The organism is Bacillus sp. Je.9.29.b (assembly GCF_051129925.1).
In the GTDB taxonomy this organism is placed as follows: Bacteria; Bacillota; Bacilli; order Bacillales; family Bacillaceae; genus Bacillus; species Bacillus safensis.
In genome coordinates this window covers 382128-397339 of sequence record NZ_JBCPSO010000004.1, presented here as the reverse complement: position 1 = coordinate 397339, position 15212 = coordinate 382128, and the positions used below count along the sequence as shown (strand labels likewise).

The window sequence follows — 15212 nt, the reverse complement described above, 5'->3', positions numbered from 1 at the left end:
GCCAGATGACATTACCAAAGAGTGTGCTTATCAGGGAGGTCGGCCCGCGGGACGGACTGCAAAATGAATCAGTCTGGCTGGACACAAGCGAGAAGCGAACGTGGATAGATCTGCTCGCAGCAGCCCAGCTCCCTTATATTGAAGTCACATCATTTGTTCATCCTAAATGGGTTCCAGCCTTAAAAGATGCTAAAGAACTCACCCAATCCTTAAACAAAAAAGACGACATCACCTATGCAGCACTCATTCCCAATGAAAAAGGCTTAGCTCATTTTTTTGAAGCCAATCTTGACACAGGGGCTATGTTTATCTCTTCGAGTGAAACACATAACAAGAAAAATATGAATCAATCCATCCACGAAACACTTCCTGTCATCAAACAAATGACAGCTGATTTAAAAGCAGCAGGAAAAAACACGCGCGCGTATATTTCCACCGTGTTTGGCTGCCCGTATGAAAAACAAGTGCCAATGGATCAAGTCCTGCGGTTAACGGATATTTTGCTTTCTTATGGCATTGATGAAATATCTCTTGGTGACACCATCGGTGAAGCCCATCCGCTACAAGTAGAAAGGCGCTTAGACATTTTACTTGAACGTTTTCCTGCTGATAAAATCGCTCTTCATTTTCATGATACGAAGGGGATGGCTCTTGCCAATATTTATACGGCATTAAAAGCAGGGATCGCGATATTTGACTCCTCCAGCGGGGGGCTTGGCGGATGTCCCTATGCACCTGGTTCCAGCGGAAACGTGGCGACAGAAGATGTGGTGCATATGCTTCAAAAACTAGGAATTGAGACAAATATTCACCTTCCTGCATTAATTCAAGCGGCAGAATGGATTGAAGCGAAAGTAGACCGAACCCTGCCTAGTCACTGTTTACGCGCTTTTCACTCTCAGACTACTTCATAAAGGATGAATAACATGACATCATTGGTCCATTTTTCGATACAAGATGAACAGATCGGCATCATGACCTTAAACAGGCCAGAACAAGCGAATTCCCTATCCGCTCCAATGCTGGAGGAGATCAATCAGATCATTCAAGAAATCAAACACGATAAAAGCATCCGCTGTCTGCTCATTACAGGAGCCGGTTCTAAAGTCTTTTGCGCTGGAGCAGATTTAAAAGAACGACGATTGATGACAGAAGCAGAAGCGAAAGGCGCTGTTCTTTCGATTCAGCAAACCTTTATCGAGATTGAATCTATTCCTGTACCTGTCATTGCAGTGATGAACGGACACGCACTAGGCGGAGGACTTGAGCTCGCGCTCGCTTGTGATCTCCGCATTGCACGAGCCGGAGCAAGACTCGGCCTGCCAGAAACAGGACTAGCTATCATACCAGGAGCCGGAGGGACGCAGCGGCTTCCGCGCCTCATTGGACTTGGTAAAGCAAAAGAACTTATTTTCACAGGCTCATCATTACAAGCAGAAGAAGCCATTCAAATCGGGCTCATTGAGCATATCTCTTTAGCAGATTCCCTCATGAACGATGCCATCTCTCTTGCAAAACAAATCATCAAAAATGGCCCGCTTGCCTTAAAAGAAGCGAAACAAGCGATTCAATCAAGTCTTGATCACGATTTGCATACAGGTTTGACAAAGGAATACGAAGCCTATCTACGGCTCATTGAGACAGAAGATCGAACGGAAGGTCTTCGAGCCTTCCAAGAAAAACGAACGCCTCAATACAGAGGCAGGTAGCAAGAAAGGGGAATCGGTATGATCGAAGAATATGAACTGAAAAAACAGCAGATTCTGAAAGGCGGGGCCGAGCGATACCATCAAAAAAACAAAGAAAAAGGAAAATTGTTCGTCCGTGACCGCCTCCAGTTGTTATTAGATGAGGATTCTTTCATTGAGGATGCCATGTTTGCCGAGTGTCACAATGAACATTTACCAGCAGATGGTGTTATCACAGGGACGGGGCGGATGAATGGGCAGACTGTTTGCGTTATGGCAAATGATTCTACCGTCAAGGCAGGATCATGGGGCGTCAAAACGGTAGAAAAAATCATTAGAATCCAGGAAACAGCCGAAAAGCTCAACTGCCCAATGCTGTATTTAGTCGACTCTGCGGGTGCTAGAATCACCGATCAAATCGCCATGTTTCCAGGCAGAAGGGGCGCAGGCCGCATTTTTTATAACCAGGTGAAGCTGTCTGGACGTATTCCGCAAATTTGTTTACTATTTGGTCCTTCTGCAGCCGGAGGTGCCTACATTCCTGCTTTTTGTGACATCGTCGTCATGGTCGAAGGGAATGCCTCAATGTACTTAGGCTCACCGCGAATGGCCGAAATGGTGATCGGAGAAAAAGTATCACTTGAAGAAATGGGCGGAGCAAAAATGCATTGCAGCATTTCTGGATGCGGCGATATTTTAGCAAAAACAGAGGAAGAAGCCATTCAAATCGCTCGCACTTATTTAACTTACATGCCTGCCAACTATACAGAAAAACCAAAACGGGCAGCCGCAATCGCACCTAAACCATCAGAAATCACCATCCAAGACCTCATCCCTAAAGGGCAGAATACCCCTTTTGATATGTATCAGCTCATTGATTTACTCATTGATGAAGGATCTTTTTTTGAAATCAAAAAACTGTTTGCCGCAGAATTGATCACAGGCTTTGGCCGCATGAATGGTCAGCCTGTCGGTCTTATTGCCAACCAGCCGAGGGTAAAAGGCGGCGTTTTATTCCATGATTCAGCCGACAAAGCCGCTAAGTTTATTCAGCTATGTGACGCCTTTCATATTCCACTCCTTTTCCTTGCCGATATACCGGGGTTTATGATCGGAACAAAAGTGGAACAAGCAGGCATTATCAGGCACGGGGCGAAAATGATTTCCGCCATGTCGGAGGCAACCGTTCCGAAAATATCCGTCATTGTTCGTAAAGCATACGGTGCAGGTTTATATGCAATGGCAGGTCCAGCCTTTGAACCAGACTGCTGTCTCGCACTTCCATCAGCACAAATTGCTGTCATGGGACCAGAAGCCGCTGTAAATGCGGTCTATGCGAATAAAATTGCCGAACTGCCTGCTGAGGAAAGAACGGCATTTATTCAAGAGAAACGCAAGGAATACCAGGAAGATATGAATATATATGAGCTTGCCTCTGAAATGATAGTCGATGGTGTCATCCCATTTGACCATTTGCGAGATGAGCTTTGTCATAGATTACAAGCCTATACCTCTAAAGAGATGACATTTACAAGACGAAAACACCCGGTTTATCCGGTCTAAAGGGGGCGGCCTCATGATGAACCTAAAACCAGCGTGGATACCCGAAGAGCAGATGATGAAACAAACACGCCTTTACAAATGGATGCATTCACTTGGTTTTTCTACTTATGATGCGTTCTATCAAGCTAGTATCGAGCGGACCGATTGGTTTTGGAGAGAAGCCGAGAAGGCGGTCGGCATCGTGTGGAAGGAGCCGTATGAAGCCGCATTAGGCCAAGATTCATTCATGTGGCCCAATTGGTATAAAGGCGGCCGGCTCAACGTGGTCGAAACGGCTGTTGACAAATGGGCAGAGAATGAAGAAACCCAGCATCAACCAGCTGTGATGTGGAGAAATGAAGCGGGAGAAGAGAGAAGATGGACGTTCCTCGAACTTCAAGAAAAGGTCAACCGTCTCGCTGCTGGTTTTTTGAAGAAGGGAATACAAAAAGGGGATGTGGCGGTCATTTATATGCCGATGCTTCCGGAAACAGCTGCTGTCATGCTTGCCTTTGCAAAGATTGGTGTCATCTTTAGCCCGGTTTTTTCTGGCTATGGAAGCGAGCCTCTTGCCGTACGTATTCGTGCATCAGGTGCAACCATTGTCGTCACAGGCTCTAGCGTGACGCGCCGGGGAAAGACGATCAACATGCGTGAATGTGCGGCAGAAGCGATCGACAAAACCAAGACTGTCCAAACAGTCATTGTACATGCTTCCTCTTCTACTGGATATAAAGAGGATATTCAGCTAAACGATTTGTTAAAAGAGGAACCACTGAGTAAAACGACTTATCTTTCAAATGAAGATCCCCTTATGATCTTATACACGTCTGGAACAACCGGTACACCAAAAGGGGCTGTTCATACACACGCAGGCTTTCCTGTAAAAGCGGCTTTTGATGCCGGTCTTTGTATGGACGTTGCAAAAGGAGACCGTTTGTTTTGGCTCACAGACATGGGATGGATGATGGGGCCCTTTCTCGTCTTTGGCGGCTTGATCAATGGTGCTGCAATTGTTTTATATGACGGCGCCCCCGATTATCCAGATGAACAGCACCTTTGGTCATTCATCCACGAGCAAAAAGTCACCCATTTTGGACTTTCACCTACTTTTGTTCGATCTGCGATGCGGCAAAACCTTTCAGACATTGAGCTGCCGCATGTGAAAGCCATCATATCTACAGGTGAACCGTGGAATGAAGCACCATGGCAATGGCTTTTTGATACCATTGGTCAAAAGCACATTCCAATCTTAAATTACTCAGGGGGAACAGAGGTTTCTGGCGGTATTGTAGGAAGTACGCTGCTTCGTCCAATCAAACCGATCCTTTTTAATGCGGCAATCTTAGGAATGGCGGCAGATGTGTATAATGAGGCAGGAGAGAGCGTGCTGAATGAGGTAGGAGAACTTGTTGTGAAAAAGCCGTGGGTTGGCATGACATGTGGGTTTTGGAAAGATCCGGAGCGATATGAAGACACCTATTTTAAACGATTTGATGGGGTGTGGACGCACGGTGATTGGGTGATGCAATCAGAGGATGGCGCATTCCATATCACGGGCAGATCGGATGATGTCATTAATACAGCAGGTAAACGCATTGGTCCAGCTGAAATTGAATCCATTCTTGTCGGGCATCCAGCCGTACATGAGGCTGCTGTGATTGGAGTAAAGGATGAGGTGAAGGGAGAAGCACTAGTTTGTTTCATTGTGGCCAGTTCACAGTCTTTCGAAGAAGCAGCACTCATTCAAGAGCTCAAAATACATGTTGGTTCATATGCGGGAAAAGCGCTCACACCAAAGGAAATTCATCTCATTTCAGCTTTACCGAAAACTAGAAACGGAAAAATCGTCCGTCGTTTATTAAAAGGAGCTTATGAACAGCAGCCTTCACCAGATCTTTCGTCTCTAGATAACCCTGATGTGTATAACAGCATTTGCGAATACTTGAAAAGGAAACAAAGTCCATAAAAAAAAGACAGGAGAGCGTCCTGTCTTTTTTATTGCACATGAAAATTCGTGCCATCTGTTGTTTCTTTTACAATACCTGCCCGAATCACAAAATCACCGAAATGTTCATTTTCTTCTCGTTCTTTTGCGTAGCGGGGAAGAATAGAGCCAAGTTCTTTTAAAATGTCGTCTTCACCCACATTTTCACGGTATAATTTACTTAATCTGCTGCCATCAAATGCGGCACCAAGATACATATTATACTTACCAGGTGATTTTCCAATAAATCCAATCTCTCCAAGCGCATGACGAGCACAGCCATTTGGACATCCAGTCATTCGAATGGTGATTTCTTTATCACTTAATCCGTTTTCTTCAACGATGTCTTCGATTTTATCAATCAATCGTGGAAGGTAGCGCTCTGCTTCAGCCATCGCTAAACCGCAAGTTGGCAAAGATACACAAGCCATTGAGCTGCGGCGCAGGGCAGAATGCTGCTGGCCGTCTGATAAACCAAACTTCTGAATGAGCTGTTCGATTTGTTTCTTTTTATGAGTTGTCACATTCCCAATGATTAAATTCTGATTGGCGGTTAAACGGAAATCACCCGTATGAACCTTGGCAATTTCACGGATGCCTGTCATCAACGGATAATCATCATAATCTGTGATGCGTCCGCCTTCTACAAACATCGTATAATGCCATCTGCCATTAATGCCTTTTACCCAGCCATAACGGTCACCGTTATGATCAAAGTGATAATCCTTTGCCTCTAAAAGAGTAAACCCAAGACGGCGCTCAAGCTCTTCTTTTACATTCTCAAGACCAAGGCGGTCCACTGTATATTTAAAGCGGGCATTTTTTCGCACGGAACGGTTTCCGTAGTCACGTTGAATGGTGATGACTTGTTTGGCAATTTCTACGACTTGTTCAGGTGTACAAAAGCCGATGACCCTTGCAAGCTGCGGATAAGTCGCTGTATCACCATGAGTCATACCCATTCCGCCGCCAATTGCGACATTAAAACCGACCAGTTGATCGTTTTCTATAATGGCAATGAAACCTAGATCCTGCGAAAAGACATCAATGTCATTAGCAGGAGGGACGGCCACGCCAATTTTAAATTTTCTTGGTAAATAAAGCGGACCATACATCGGTTCAACCTCAGTGTCAGGTGTTGCTGCTACCTTTTCCTCATCAAGCCAAATTTCGTGATAAGCTCTTGTTTGCGGGAGCAGGTCATCACTTAATTTTTTCGCCAGCTCGTATACATCATGGTGCACTTCTGATTGATAAGGATTTGACGTACACATGACATTACGGTTCACATCGCCACAAGCAGCGATCGTATCAAGCATAGTAGAATGAATGTCTTGAATGGTTTTTTTCATATTCCATTTTAAAATACCGTGAAGCTGGAAGGTTTCACGAGTTGTCAGCTTTAACGTACCGTTTCCGTATTTGTGAGCAAGTTCATCCATCACAAGCCACTGTTTGGATGTAGCGATTCCGCCAGGCAAGCGGACGCGCAGCATAAATTGATAGGCAGGCTCAAGCTTTTGTTTTTGCCGTTCATTTCTCAGGTCACGATCATCCTGTAAATAACTGCCGTGATGCTTCATCAGGCGGTTGTCATCATCAGGAATACCCGCTGAAATCGGATCAAGCATCACTTCTTTTAATGTACCCCGTAAATAATCACTTTTTTCTTTGATTTCCTCTACGTCGCTCGGAGGTCCATCCGGCGCTGTTAATGCTGTCTTCACCATGTAAGTAAAAGCTCCTTTCTTTCAAGCATTCAATCAATATACGTCACGCTGATAGCGTTTTTGCTGCTGCATGTTGGCTAGATAGCTTTCTGCTTTCTCTTTGCTCATCGCACCTTCTTCTTGGATGATTGATAGAAGGGTATCATGAACATCATGCGCCATATGTTTTTCATCTCCGCAGACATATACATATGCACCTTGCTCCAGCCATTCGAATAATTCTTTACTTTGTTTCTTCATTTGATGTTGGACATATACTTTTTCCTCTGAATCTCTTGAAAAAGCCACATCCATTTTTGTTAACACACCATCTTTTAACCACTTTTGCCATTCGGTTTGATATAAGAAATCCGTCACAAAGTGCTGATCACCGAAGAACAACCATGACTTTCCATCTGCACCGACTTCCTCACGCTCCTGCATAAAGGAACGGAAAGGGGCGATGCCTGTGCCTGGTCCTACCATAATGATCGGTGCATCAGGGTTTTCAGGAAGCTTAAAGTTTTGATTGTGCTGAATATAAACAGGCAGCTTATCACCTGGTTCTAAGCGCTCCGCACATAAGATTGAGCAGACACCTTGACGTTCTCTTCCGTGAGCATCATATCTCACAGCACCGATCGTCAAATGAACTTCTTCTTCATTTGCTTTCAGGCTGCTTGCAATGGAATAAAGGCGAGCCGGAATTTTTCTTAAAATGGCAGTGAAGTCTGCCGCTGTTCCTTCAAAAGGACCGAAATCACGAGCAGCATCTACTAAATCTCTTCCTGCTATATATGCTTTTAACTTTTCTTCGTTTCCTTCTTCTAAAAGGACCTGCAAGGCTTCGCTCTTTGTAAAGGACGCCATCTTTTGAAGAAGAGGTTTTGTTAAGACGGTAATCTCAAAATGAGAGGTGAGTGCTTCCTTTAAAGGAAGCGTGTCGCCGTTTTTATGAACGGTTACGGCTTCCTCTGCATTCCATCCGCAGGCTGTAATCAATTCATCAACAAGCGCTGGATCATTTGTTGGATAAATACCAAGGCTGTCACCCGGCTCATAAACAAGCCCTGATCCTTCAAGAGAAAGCTCCAAATGACGGGTTTCTTTATTAGAACCGCGGCCATTTAGGTTGATATTTTCAAGCACTTCAGCATAAAAAGGATTTGTTCTTGAGTATTCAGATGCAGTCGTTTGAGTGTTTGCTTCCGCTGATTCCTGCGGGGTTGCTGCGGCTCCGCCTTCGCTAAGTGAAGATGCCACCCCTTGAAGCCATTCAGAAAACGGCTCATCATAATCAAGATCACAGTCCACTCGATCGAAAAGACGCGTTCCGCCAAGCTCTTTTAAACGCTCATCAAATTCTTTACCTGTTTGACAGAAGAATTCGTAGGAGCTGTCACCAAGTGATAGGACAGAAAAGCTTAAATGATCGAGCTTTGGTGCCCGTCTGCCGTGAACATATTCATGGAAAGAAAGGGCATTATCAGGCGGATCTCCCTCGCCATGTGTGCTGACGATGATCAGTAAATTGTTTATTTTTTTCAGACTATTTGGTTTAAAATCTGACATAGAAGAGAGCGTCACTTGAAAACCTTTCTCTTCAAGATGCTGCGCTGTCTTTTTTGCTAACCCTTCAGAATTGCCTGTTTGCGAGCCATAAAGCACGGTCACATCTTTGCTGACAGGCTGCGCTGGTGCTGCAGCAGATGGAGAAGGGGTTTGGGCAGTATTTTCTGATCCGGCTAAAGCTGCCTGTGCTGATAAATAACCGGTAAGCCAAATTTTTTGCTGATCTGTTAAAGTCGGTAGCAGCTGATTAAGCAGTTCTGCCTGCTCCTGACTAAACGGACTGTTCAATACATGAAGTTGCAACGATATCCACCTCACAAGGAATATAAACATAGATTAATTCGATAGGAATTATATATATAGGTTCAATTTGAACTTTACCGAAAGTTTGCCATTAAGTAAAATATATAATATTGATTGTCATGATTAAGATTTCTAATACCTTTGCAAGGTGAAGGAACATGAAGGTGAATCGTTTAACTGGATAAAGCACCTTAAGAAAAATGAGCCGTTTTGAATGAAGAAGCGATCGTAAGGAATTGAAAAGGGGTGTATGAAATTGATGCAGCTAAAGTTTAAAAATATAAAATATTTTCGACTTGTCATCTTGATTTTTCTCATTTTATTAGTAGCGTGCCATTCTCCAAAGGGCAATATAAAGGATTCAGACAATAAGAATAAAATAACAGCACCTTTTTCAAAAAAAGGCATCCTGCTAAGAAAAGGGGAGACGAATTTACTTCTTATAAACAATAAAACGCCTCTCAAAAGCGATGATTCATTGAAAACTCATCGTCTTATTGAAAAATATAAAAATGATCTCATTGTTATGGATTTAACAAAAGTAGATTCTAAAGAGCTGTCACAGGGTCAAACGATTGAGGTTTGGTTTGATGAGTTACAAGAATCGTTTCCTCCTAAAGCAAAGGTCGAAAAATATAAAATCATGATGGATAAGTAGGGAGGAGGGGCCGATTCTTTCTATCATAAAAAAGGAGAAAAACCTTAAGGTTTTTCTCCTTTTTTAAATTATGCTGTTGGAAGTCCCATCACAGCTTTCACTTCTAAATATTCCTCGATACCGAAGTCTCCCCATTCTCTTCCGATACCAGATTGCTTAAAACCGCCAAACGGGGCAAAGTAATCTGTTTCGGCATTATTAATGGTAATTTGACCGGCACGAATATGTTCAGCTACATATTTTAATGTTTTTTCATCTTTTCCAACCACATAGCCAGCAAGACCGTACACTGTATCATTGGCAATCTCAAGGGCATGATCCAGGTCTTGATATGTGATCACACTCATGACGGGTCCGAATATTTCCTCTTGCGCAATGGTCATATCATTTTTCACATTTGTGAAAATTGTATGCTTAGCGAAATAGCCCTTGTCTAGTCCGTCCGGCTTCCCAGTTCCCCCAGCAAGCAGGTGAGCACCTTCTTCAATTCCTTTTTCAATATAAGACTGTACGGTATCCCATTGCTTTTTGGAGACAAGTGGGCCAGTGGCGTGATCTTCTCGCGGATCACCAACGGTAAACTTCGGCAGGGCATTCAGCAGCGCTTTTTCAAATGCATCTTTCATTGATTCTGGAATCAGCACACGTGTAGCTGCGGAACACACTTGACCTGTATTCATCGCAATATGATGAACGGCTGTTTCGGCTGCCTCATCCACATCTGCATCATCTAAGACGATAAGAGGGGATTTCCCGCCAAGCTCAAGAGCCACTTTCTTAATATTGTCTGCAGCATTTTCCATTATTTTAGAGCCGACAGCACCTGATCCCGTAAATGAAACAAAGTCAATATCAGGGTGTGAGCTAATGCCGTCACCAATAACATCACCAGTTCCGTTTACTAGGTTGAAGACGCCTTTCGGTACGCCTGCTTCATCAATGATGTCTGCAAGAATCATTGCGGCAAAAGGTGTAATTTCCGCAGGCTTTAAGACAACTGGTGAGCCTGCTGCAATGGCACCCGCGATTTTAAGTGATGTTTGATTCGTTGGGAAATTCCAAGGTGTAATTAATCCGCTGACACCAATCGCTTCTTTTATAATGGTGTGTCCGCCGCGGTCCTCAGTAAATGTATACGATTTAAGTGCTTCCGCTGCTTTAGAAAAATGTTCATGTCCCATTTTGTAATGAACCTCTTCTGATACTTTCAGCGGTGCACCAAGCTCTTGAGTCATGACTTCTATTAGTTCATCCTTACGCTTTTCGTAGCCGCGCACAATGTTTTCCAGCATCTTTATGCGTTCATTTCGAGATGTTTTTGAGAAAGAAGGAAAGGCGGCACGAGCGGCTTTGACTGCCTTATCTAAATCTTCTTTTGTACCTAAGCTAATGGTGCCAATGACTTCCTCTGTAGCAGGATTGATGACCTCCGTCGTTTCGTTTCCTGTTGATGCGATCCATTCTCCGTTAATAAAATGTTTCTCTTGTTTTCTCATTCTGACATGTCTCCTTTTTAATATGTGATTCCATTCAATATTCTGTTTTCAGGTGATATAAAACTGTACCCACTGTGAAAAATCTAAAACGATGAAACTGCAAAAGAAAAAGTTTCTGATATAATACGCAAAGTGGGACATATGTCCTTTTCAACATGAGGGCATCTATCTTTTAATGGAACTAGACTGAAAAAAGAAGGAGCATTTGAACGAATGAAAGGTGTTATTTTCGCTTTATTAGGAGGCGCTTGTATTACACTGCAAGGCGTAGCAAACGCAAGAATCAGCCAGGATATCGGGACATGGCAGGCGGCAACCATCACGCAGCTGACCGGTTTTATTATTGCACTGATCATTTTACTGATCGTACGTGACGGACACTTCAGGGAATATCGAAAGGTGCAGCCGCTTTATTTAGTAGGCGGTGCATTTGCAGCCATTATTATTTTCAATGAAGTGACTGCGATTCAAATGATCGGTGTCACACTGACCATTGCTGCTTTGCTCATTGCACAGCTTGCTTTCACCTTTGCAATTGATGCAAAAGGATGGTTTGGTGTACAGAAAAAGAAAATGAAATGGCCGCATTATGCAGGAATTCTATTGATGATCGCAGGCGTCATCATTTTAAAGCTATAAAGGAGGACGTCAGATGGAGGAGCTCCATGATGAATCTCTATTTTCCTCTTATCTCAAGGCACATGAATTAGAAAACGTCTTTCATCAGAAACTCATATCACACGTCAGCTTATGGCGCTATGAGCAAGGTGAGCTGATTTGTTCAAAGGGAGATCAGAGGGAGCACTTGTACTTGTTAGTAAAAGGAAAATTAAAGATTTTCACCACCACAAAAGAAGGGAAGACCTTTATTCTTTGTTTTAAACATCCTCTTGAAGCGATTGGAGATATTGAATACGTTCAGCGGACAGATATGGTCAATACAGTGGAGGCTGTCACAGAAGTACATATGCTAAGGATTTCTCATCAAGCACTCATGCGCCATGCGAAGGATGACCCCCGCGTGTTAACCTTTTTACTAAAGGGCATCACAAACAAATTTTATACGAAATCAAACGATTTGAGCTTCCATCTTTTATATCCTGTAGAGGTCAGGCTTGCAAGCTACTTATTGTCTGTGTTAACAGGGAATAACAGCGCGAGCGCACTTCGTCTTACTGATGCGGCGAGCTTAATTGGTACAAGCTACCGTCATATTAACCGGGTGATTCAGCAATTTTGTAAAAAAAGGCTGATAGAGAGGCGAAGAGGGAAGATTACGATTCTTGACCGGGAAGGACTCTTAGAAATAGCGGAGCGAAACATTTATGAATAGAAGAAATGAAGGGATTCAGACATGATCATAGGAATAGGATTAGCCATTACGGCTGGCGCACTCGTCAGCTTACAAACCATTTTTAACAGTAAGGTCAATGAGCAGACAGGCTCTTGGTCAACGACCACTCTCGTTCTAGGTATGGGCTTTATTGCTTCACTTTTGATGGGTCTTTTGCTAGAAGGAACCGGCATGTTTCAATTAAGACATATGGAAGCGTGGTACTGGATGAGCGGAGCCATTGGAGTAGGGGTGGTCATCTGCCTCGTTCAAAGCATCAAACGTCTCGGTCCGACTTATGGAATCTCGATTGTCCTGATTTCACAGCTCGGCTCTGCGCTTTTGTTCGATTCGCTTGGCTGGCTTGGGTTAGAGAAAGTGGAATTTTCTCCGGCAAAACTATTAGGTGTCATTGTGATTGTTGCGGGGATCTTGGTGTTTAAATTGACCAAATTGGAGTCAGCAGAAGAGGAGCAATCAGAAGAAAAAGGGCTGCCACAAGAGTAGCTGCCCTTTAGATCAACCGCCGCCATAGAACGGTTATCGCGGATAGCCCATTTAAAAGGAGCCTTTTCATCAAAGGCTTTTTTTTCTGCCCATAGGACGCCGCTTTATAGGCTGCTTTGTCCTTTGCGACGAGAATACTATAGGCTATTTTACGTTCTATTGCCTGAGTAAGTGATAGCGCAAACGGGGCACTATCAATGACCAAAATCGACTCTGTATTTAAAAAACTAGACCTCGCATCTAAATTATATGTCCCGATGATACTTAAATAATCATCAACGACCATTGATTTCGCGTGAATAGAATATGGACCTTCATATTCATATAAATGAACACCAGTTTTCATCAGTTCCTTTTTCGTGCTTAAATATCCTGCAAAAGCTAACGGATTTGGCGTCGCTGTAAGAGAATTCGTGACAACTGTCGTTTGAATCTCGCTAGCTAATGGAGTGAGGCCGTCTTTCATGGGTCGTGTCGGGATAATATAAGGCGTCTGTATGAGCACAGAACGCTTTGCTCGGTGAGCAAGATCGTTTAGTTTTTTGAGCACAAGAGGACGCTTATTGAAGCGCTCCACAGGATTAGTAAAAAATGCAATCTGCTTTACTGAGGTGCCATCTGCTGCCCAATTAAAGGACGACATCACAAAAGGTTCTTTCGCATGCACTGCCTCCTGATAGGATCTAAGCAGTTTCTTTCTTAGTTTTAAGCCTTTTTTTGCTTTTTGTTTGGAGAACACAGCTTTTGTTCTTTTCGTAAAGTCATGATTCCATAAATAAACGAAGTATTGCTCCATTTCATCTAATACTTTTCCTTTTTTGTCGTTATAAAGCAGCACATCGCGGTCAAATGCAAAATCTTTCGGAGGCTGATCTGCAAAGTATTTATCACCGATATTTCTTCCGCCCATCACAGCCACTCGGCCATCCACCAGCAGCAGCTTATCATGAAGGCGGTTATGCCACGTCCATGGCTTAAATAACCGAAAGGGCTCATAAAAACGAATGGCCATGTTCGGGTGATTTGCCACGGCATACTGTAAATGCTTCAGAGGTCCACGCAAACTGTGGCAGATGCCGTCTAAAAGCAGCTGAACCTTTACCCCTCGATCAGCTGCTTCAATTAATGCACCTAGTACCCATTCGGCTGTTTTTCCCTTTTGAATGGAATAATAACTTAGGCGGATCATTCTCTTTGCCTCACGAATCATTTGGATTCTGGCCTGACCAGACTCAAATCCATCATCAAGAAGCATCACTTGATTTGTGCCTTGATCGTCGCCTGAGATCGAAGAGGCTTTATAGATACAATGTTCTTTGCATGTTTTTTGGATCGGTAAATAAAACAAAACAAATGCGGTCAAAAAGACATAAACGACATAGAGAAGGATCAGAAAAAACAAAAGATGAAGCATTCGGATCAGCTCCTTTCACATAGACACCACTTTTCCTTAGTTTATGTCAAAAATAAAATTTCACTCATTTTCGCCTTTCATCTAAATACATGACAAAAGAATCATCTTGTTTTTATTGGGCATTTAATTATAGTATGAAATGAATAAGGGGGAATCGAATTGAATGAATCATTATTTAACATCCCAAGTGATGTATATCAAACGTTAAGTGAAACAGAACGATATTTACTCAATTATATTCACCAGCATTTAGAGGATATCTCCACCTTATCCATTGTCACTTTAAGCGAAAGAGCCAATGTATCAACGGCCACGATTGTCAGACTGATGAAAAAAATTGGCTATAACGGCTATACATCCTTTAAATATCGATTGAAACAAGAAAAGAAAATGACAGATGCAAGCGACCAGCTCAAAAATATTGATGAAGACATCAAACTAGCAATTCGGAAAAATGAAGAAGAGGTTTTAAAAACGATACAGCTGCAAAGTATTGGGCAAATTGAAGATGCCGTTCAAAAAATACATAACGCAGACAAAATTTATATTTTCGGCAGAGGCTTCTCAGAGATGATCGCCAAAGAGATGACCATCAAATTACAGCTCATCGGGAAAACATGTGAAGTACACGACGATCCGAATATCATTCGGCTGAAATCGCGAGACATTGAAAAAAGTGAGCTTGCCATCTTTGTTTCATTAAATGGCGAAACAGCTGAGCTTGTTGAAGCGTGTCAAAACCTCAGTATGAAGCAAGTCACAACTATTACGGTTACAACAAGAATAGATTCTACATTAAGCAAAATATCAGATATGACACTAGTCGGATATAAAGGGGAACAATCTTTCTTCCCAGATTATGAAGTTAGATCCCGCCTGTCTCTTCATGTCATTGCCCGCATTTTACTTGATGCTTATGTGATCCGAATGAAATAACCAATAAGAAAGCCTTCGAGACTTTGATCTGGAAGGCTTTTTCTCATGAAAACCTTTACACATTCTG

Annotated in this window: 13 protein-coding genes; 9 read left to right on the top strand and 4 right to left on the bottom strand. The window is 43.0% G+C overall.

Features of this window, described 5'->3' with window-relative positions:
* The first annotated feature begins 5 nt into the window (after nucleotides 1–5).
* Genes AAZR19_RS10865 through AAZR19_RS10850 form a run of 4 tightly spaced genes read left to right on the top strand, consistent with a single transcriptional unit; the run spans nucleotide 6 to nucleotide 5199 of the window.
* Nucleotides 6–914: a hydroxymethylglutaryl-CoA lyase gene (locus AAZR19_RS10865; protein ID WP_434703131.1), complete on the top strand. Its 909-nt coding sequence runs from the start codon at nucleotides 6–8 to the stop codon at nucleotides 912–914.
* A 12-nt stretch (nucleotides 915–926) separates the two neighbouring features.
* Nucleotides 927–1709 carry an enoyl-CoA hydratase gene (locus AAZR19_RS10860; protein WP_434703129.1) on the top strand — a complete coding sequence of 261 codons (783 nt, stop codon included), beginning with the start codon at nucleotides 927–929 and terminating at the stop codon, nucleotides 1707–1709.
* Nucleotides 1710–1727: 18 nt separating this feature from the next.
* Nucleotides 1728–3251 (top strand): acyl-CoA carboxylase subunit beta, encoded by a 1524-nt coding sequence (locus AAZR19_RS10855; protein WP_087975318.1) that lies wholly within the window; start codon nucleotides 1728–1730, stop codon nucleotides 3249–3251.
* A gap of 13 nt (nucleotides 3252–3264) precedes the next feature.
* Complete coding sequence (locus AAZR19_RS10850; RefSeq protein WP_202738952.1) at nucleotides 3265–5199, top strand: AMP-binding protein; 1935 nt, start codon at nucleotides 3265–3267, stop codon at nucleotides 5197–5199.
* Nucleotides 5200–5228: 29 nt separating this feature from the next.
* On the opposite strand, the gene cysI is transcribed toward AAZR19_RS10850, so the two are convergent.
* Together cysI and AAZR19_RS10840 are read right to left on the bottom strand one after the other, a co-directional pair.
* Nucleotides 5229–6947, bottom strand: coding sequence for an assimilatory sulfite reductase (NADPH) hemoprotein subunit (gene cysI / locus AAZR19_RS10845; RefSeq protein ID WP_434703126.1), 1719 nt, complete (start codon nucleotides 6945–6947; stop codon nucleotides 5229–5231).
* 33 nt (nucleotides 6948–6980) lie between these two features.
* Nucleotides 6981–8801: an assimilatory sulfite reductase (NADPH) flavoprotein subunit gene (locus AAZR19_RS10840; protein ID WP_423059541.1), complete on the bottom strand. Its 1821-nt coding sequence runs from the start codon at nucleotides 8799–8801 to the stop codon at nucleotides 6981–6983.
* Between the two features lie 250 nt (nucleotides 8802–9051).
* Between AAZR19_RS10840 and AAZR19_RS10835 the strand changes: the two genes are divergently transcribed.
* Complete coding sequence (locus AAZR19_RS10835; RefSeq protein WP_254805708.1) at nucleotides 9052–9459, top strand: DUF3221 domain-containing protein; 408 nt, start codon at nucleotides 9052–9054, stop codon at nucleotides 9457–9459.
* A 68-nt stretch (nucleotides 9460–9527) separates the two neighbouring features.
* Here the strand turns inward: AAZR19_RS10835 and AAZR19_RS10830 are convergent, their stop codons facing one another.
* Nucleotides 9528–10955 (bottom strand): aldehyde dehydrogenase family protein, encoded by a 1428-nt coding sequence (locus tag AAZR19_RS10830; RefSeq protein ID WP_197202711.1) that lies wholly within the window; start codon nucleotides 10953–10955, stop codon nucleotides 9528–9530.
* Nucleotides 10956–11168: 213 nt separating this feature from the next.
* Between AAZR19_RS10830 and AAZR19_RS10825 the strand changes: the two genes are divergently transcribed.
* The 3 genes from AAZR19_RS10825 to AAZR19_RS10815 are packed head-to-tail and all read left to right on the top strand — an operon-like array spanning nucleotide 11169 to nucleotide 12795.
* The gene (locus AAZR19_RS10825; protein ID WP_041109341.1) at nucleotides 11169–11594 is read left to right on the top strand and encodes a DMT family transporter; all 426 of its coding nucleotides are present in this window, start codon (nucleotides 11169–11171) and stop codon (nucleotides 11592–11594) included.
* A 13-nt stretch (nucleotides 11595–11607) separates the two neighbouring features.
* On the top strand, nucleotides 11608–12288 hold the full coding sequence (locus AAZR19_RS10820) for a Crp/Fnr family transcriptional regulator (RefSeq protein ID WP_197202710.1): 681 nt from the start codon (nucleotides 11608–11610) through the stop codon (nucleotides 12286–12288).
* A 21-nt stretch (nucleotides 12289–12309) separates the two neighbouring features.
* Entirely contained in the window at nucleotides 12310–12795 is a 486-nt protein-coding gene (locus AAZR19_RS10815) for a DMT family transporter (RefSeq protein WP_041109339.1), read from the top strand.
* Between the two features lie 7 nt (nucleotides 12796–12802).
* Here the strand turns inward: AAZR19_RS10815 and AAZR19_RS10810 are convergent, their stop codons facing one another.
* Nucleotides 12803–14209: a phospholipase D-like domain-containing protein gene (locus tag AAZR19_RS10810; protein ID WP_434703121.1), complete on the bottom strand. Its 1407-nt coding sequence runs from the start codon at nucleotides 14207–14209 to the stop codon at nucleotides 12803–12805.
* A 159-nt stretch (nucleotides 14210–14368) separates the two neighbouring features.
* Here AAZR19_RS10810 and AAZR19_RS10805 point away from each other — a divergent pair, with 159 nt between their 5' ends.
* Nucleotides 14369–15145: a MurR/RpiR family transcriptional regulator gene (locus AAZR19_RS10805; RefSeq protein WP_024425669.1), complete on the top strand. Its 777-nt coding sequence runs from the start codon at nucleotides 14369–14371 to the stop codon at nucleotides 15143–15145.
* Nucleotides 15146–15212: the final 67 nt, after the last annotated feature.

Coding starts and splice junctions, on each gene's coding strand:
- AAZR19_RS10865 (WP_434703131.1), top strand. CDS start 6: ATGACATTACCAAAGAGTGTGCTTATCAGGGAGGTCGGCCCGCGGGAC.
- AAZR19_RS10860 (WP_434703129.1), top strand. CDS start 927: ATGACATCATTGGTCCATTTTTCGATACAAGATGAACAGATCGGCATC.
- AAZR19_RS10855 (WP_087975318.1), top strand. CDS start 1,728: ATGATCGAAGAATATGAACTGAAAAAACAGCAGATTCTGAAAGGCGGG.
- AAZR19_RS10850 (WP_202738952.1), top strand. CDS start 3,265: ATGATGAACCTAAAACCAGCGTGGATACCCGAAGAGCAGATGATGAAA.
- cysI (WP_434703126.1), bottom strand. CDS start 6,947: ATGGTGAAGACAGCATTAACAGCGCCGGATGGACCTCCGAGCGACGTA.
- AAZR19_RS10835 (WP_254805708.1), top strand. CDS start 9,052: ATGAAATTGATGCAGCTAAAGTTTAAAAATATAAAATATTTTCGACTT.
- AAZR19_RS10830 (WP_197202711.1), bottom strand. CDS start 10,955: ATGAGAAAACAAGAGAAACATTTTATTAACGGAGAATGGATCGCATCA.
- AAZR19_RS10825 (WP_041109341.1), top strand. CDS start 11,169: ATGAAAGGTGTTATTTTCGCTTTATTAGGAGGCGCTTGTATTACACTG.
- AAZR19_RS10820 (WP_197202710.1), top strand. CDS start 11,608: ATGGAGGAGCTCCATGATGAATCTCTATTTTCCTCTTATCTCAAGGCA.
- AAZR19_RS10815 (WP_041109339.1), top strand. CDS start 12,310: ATGATCATAGGAATAGGATTAGCCATTACGGCTGGCGCACTCGTCAGC.
- AAZR19_RS10810 (WP_434703121.1), bottom strand. CDS start 14,209: ATGCTTCATCTTTTGTTTTTTCTGATCCTTCTCTATGTCGTTTATGTC.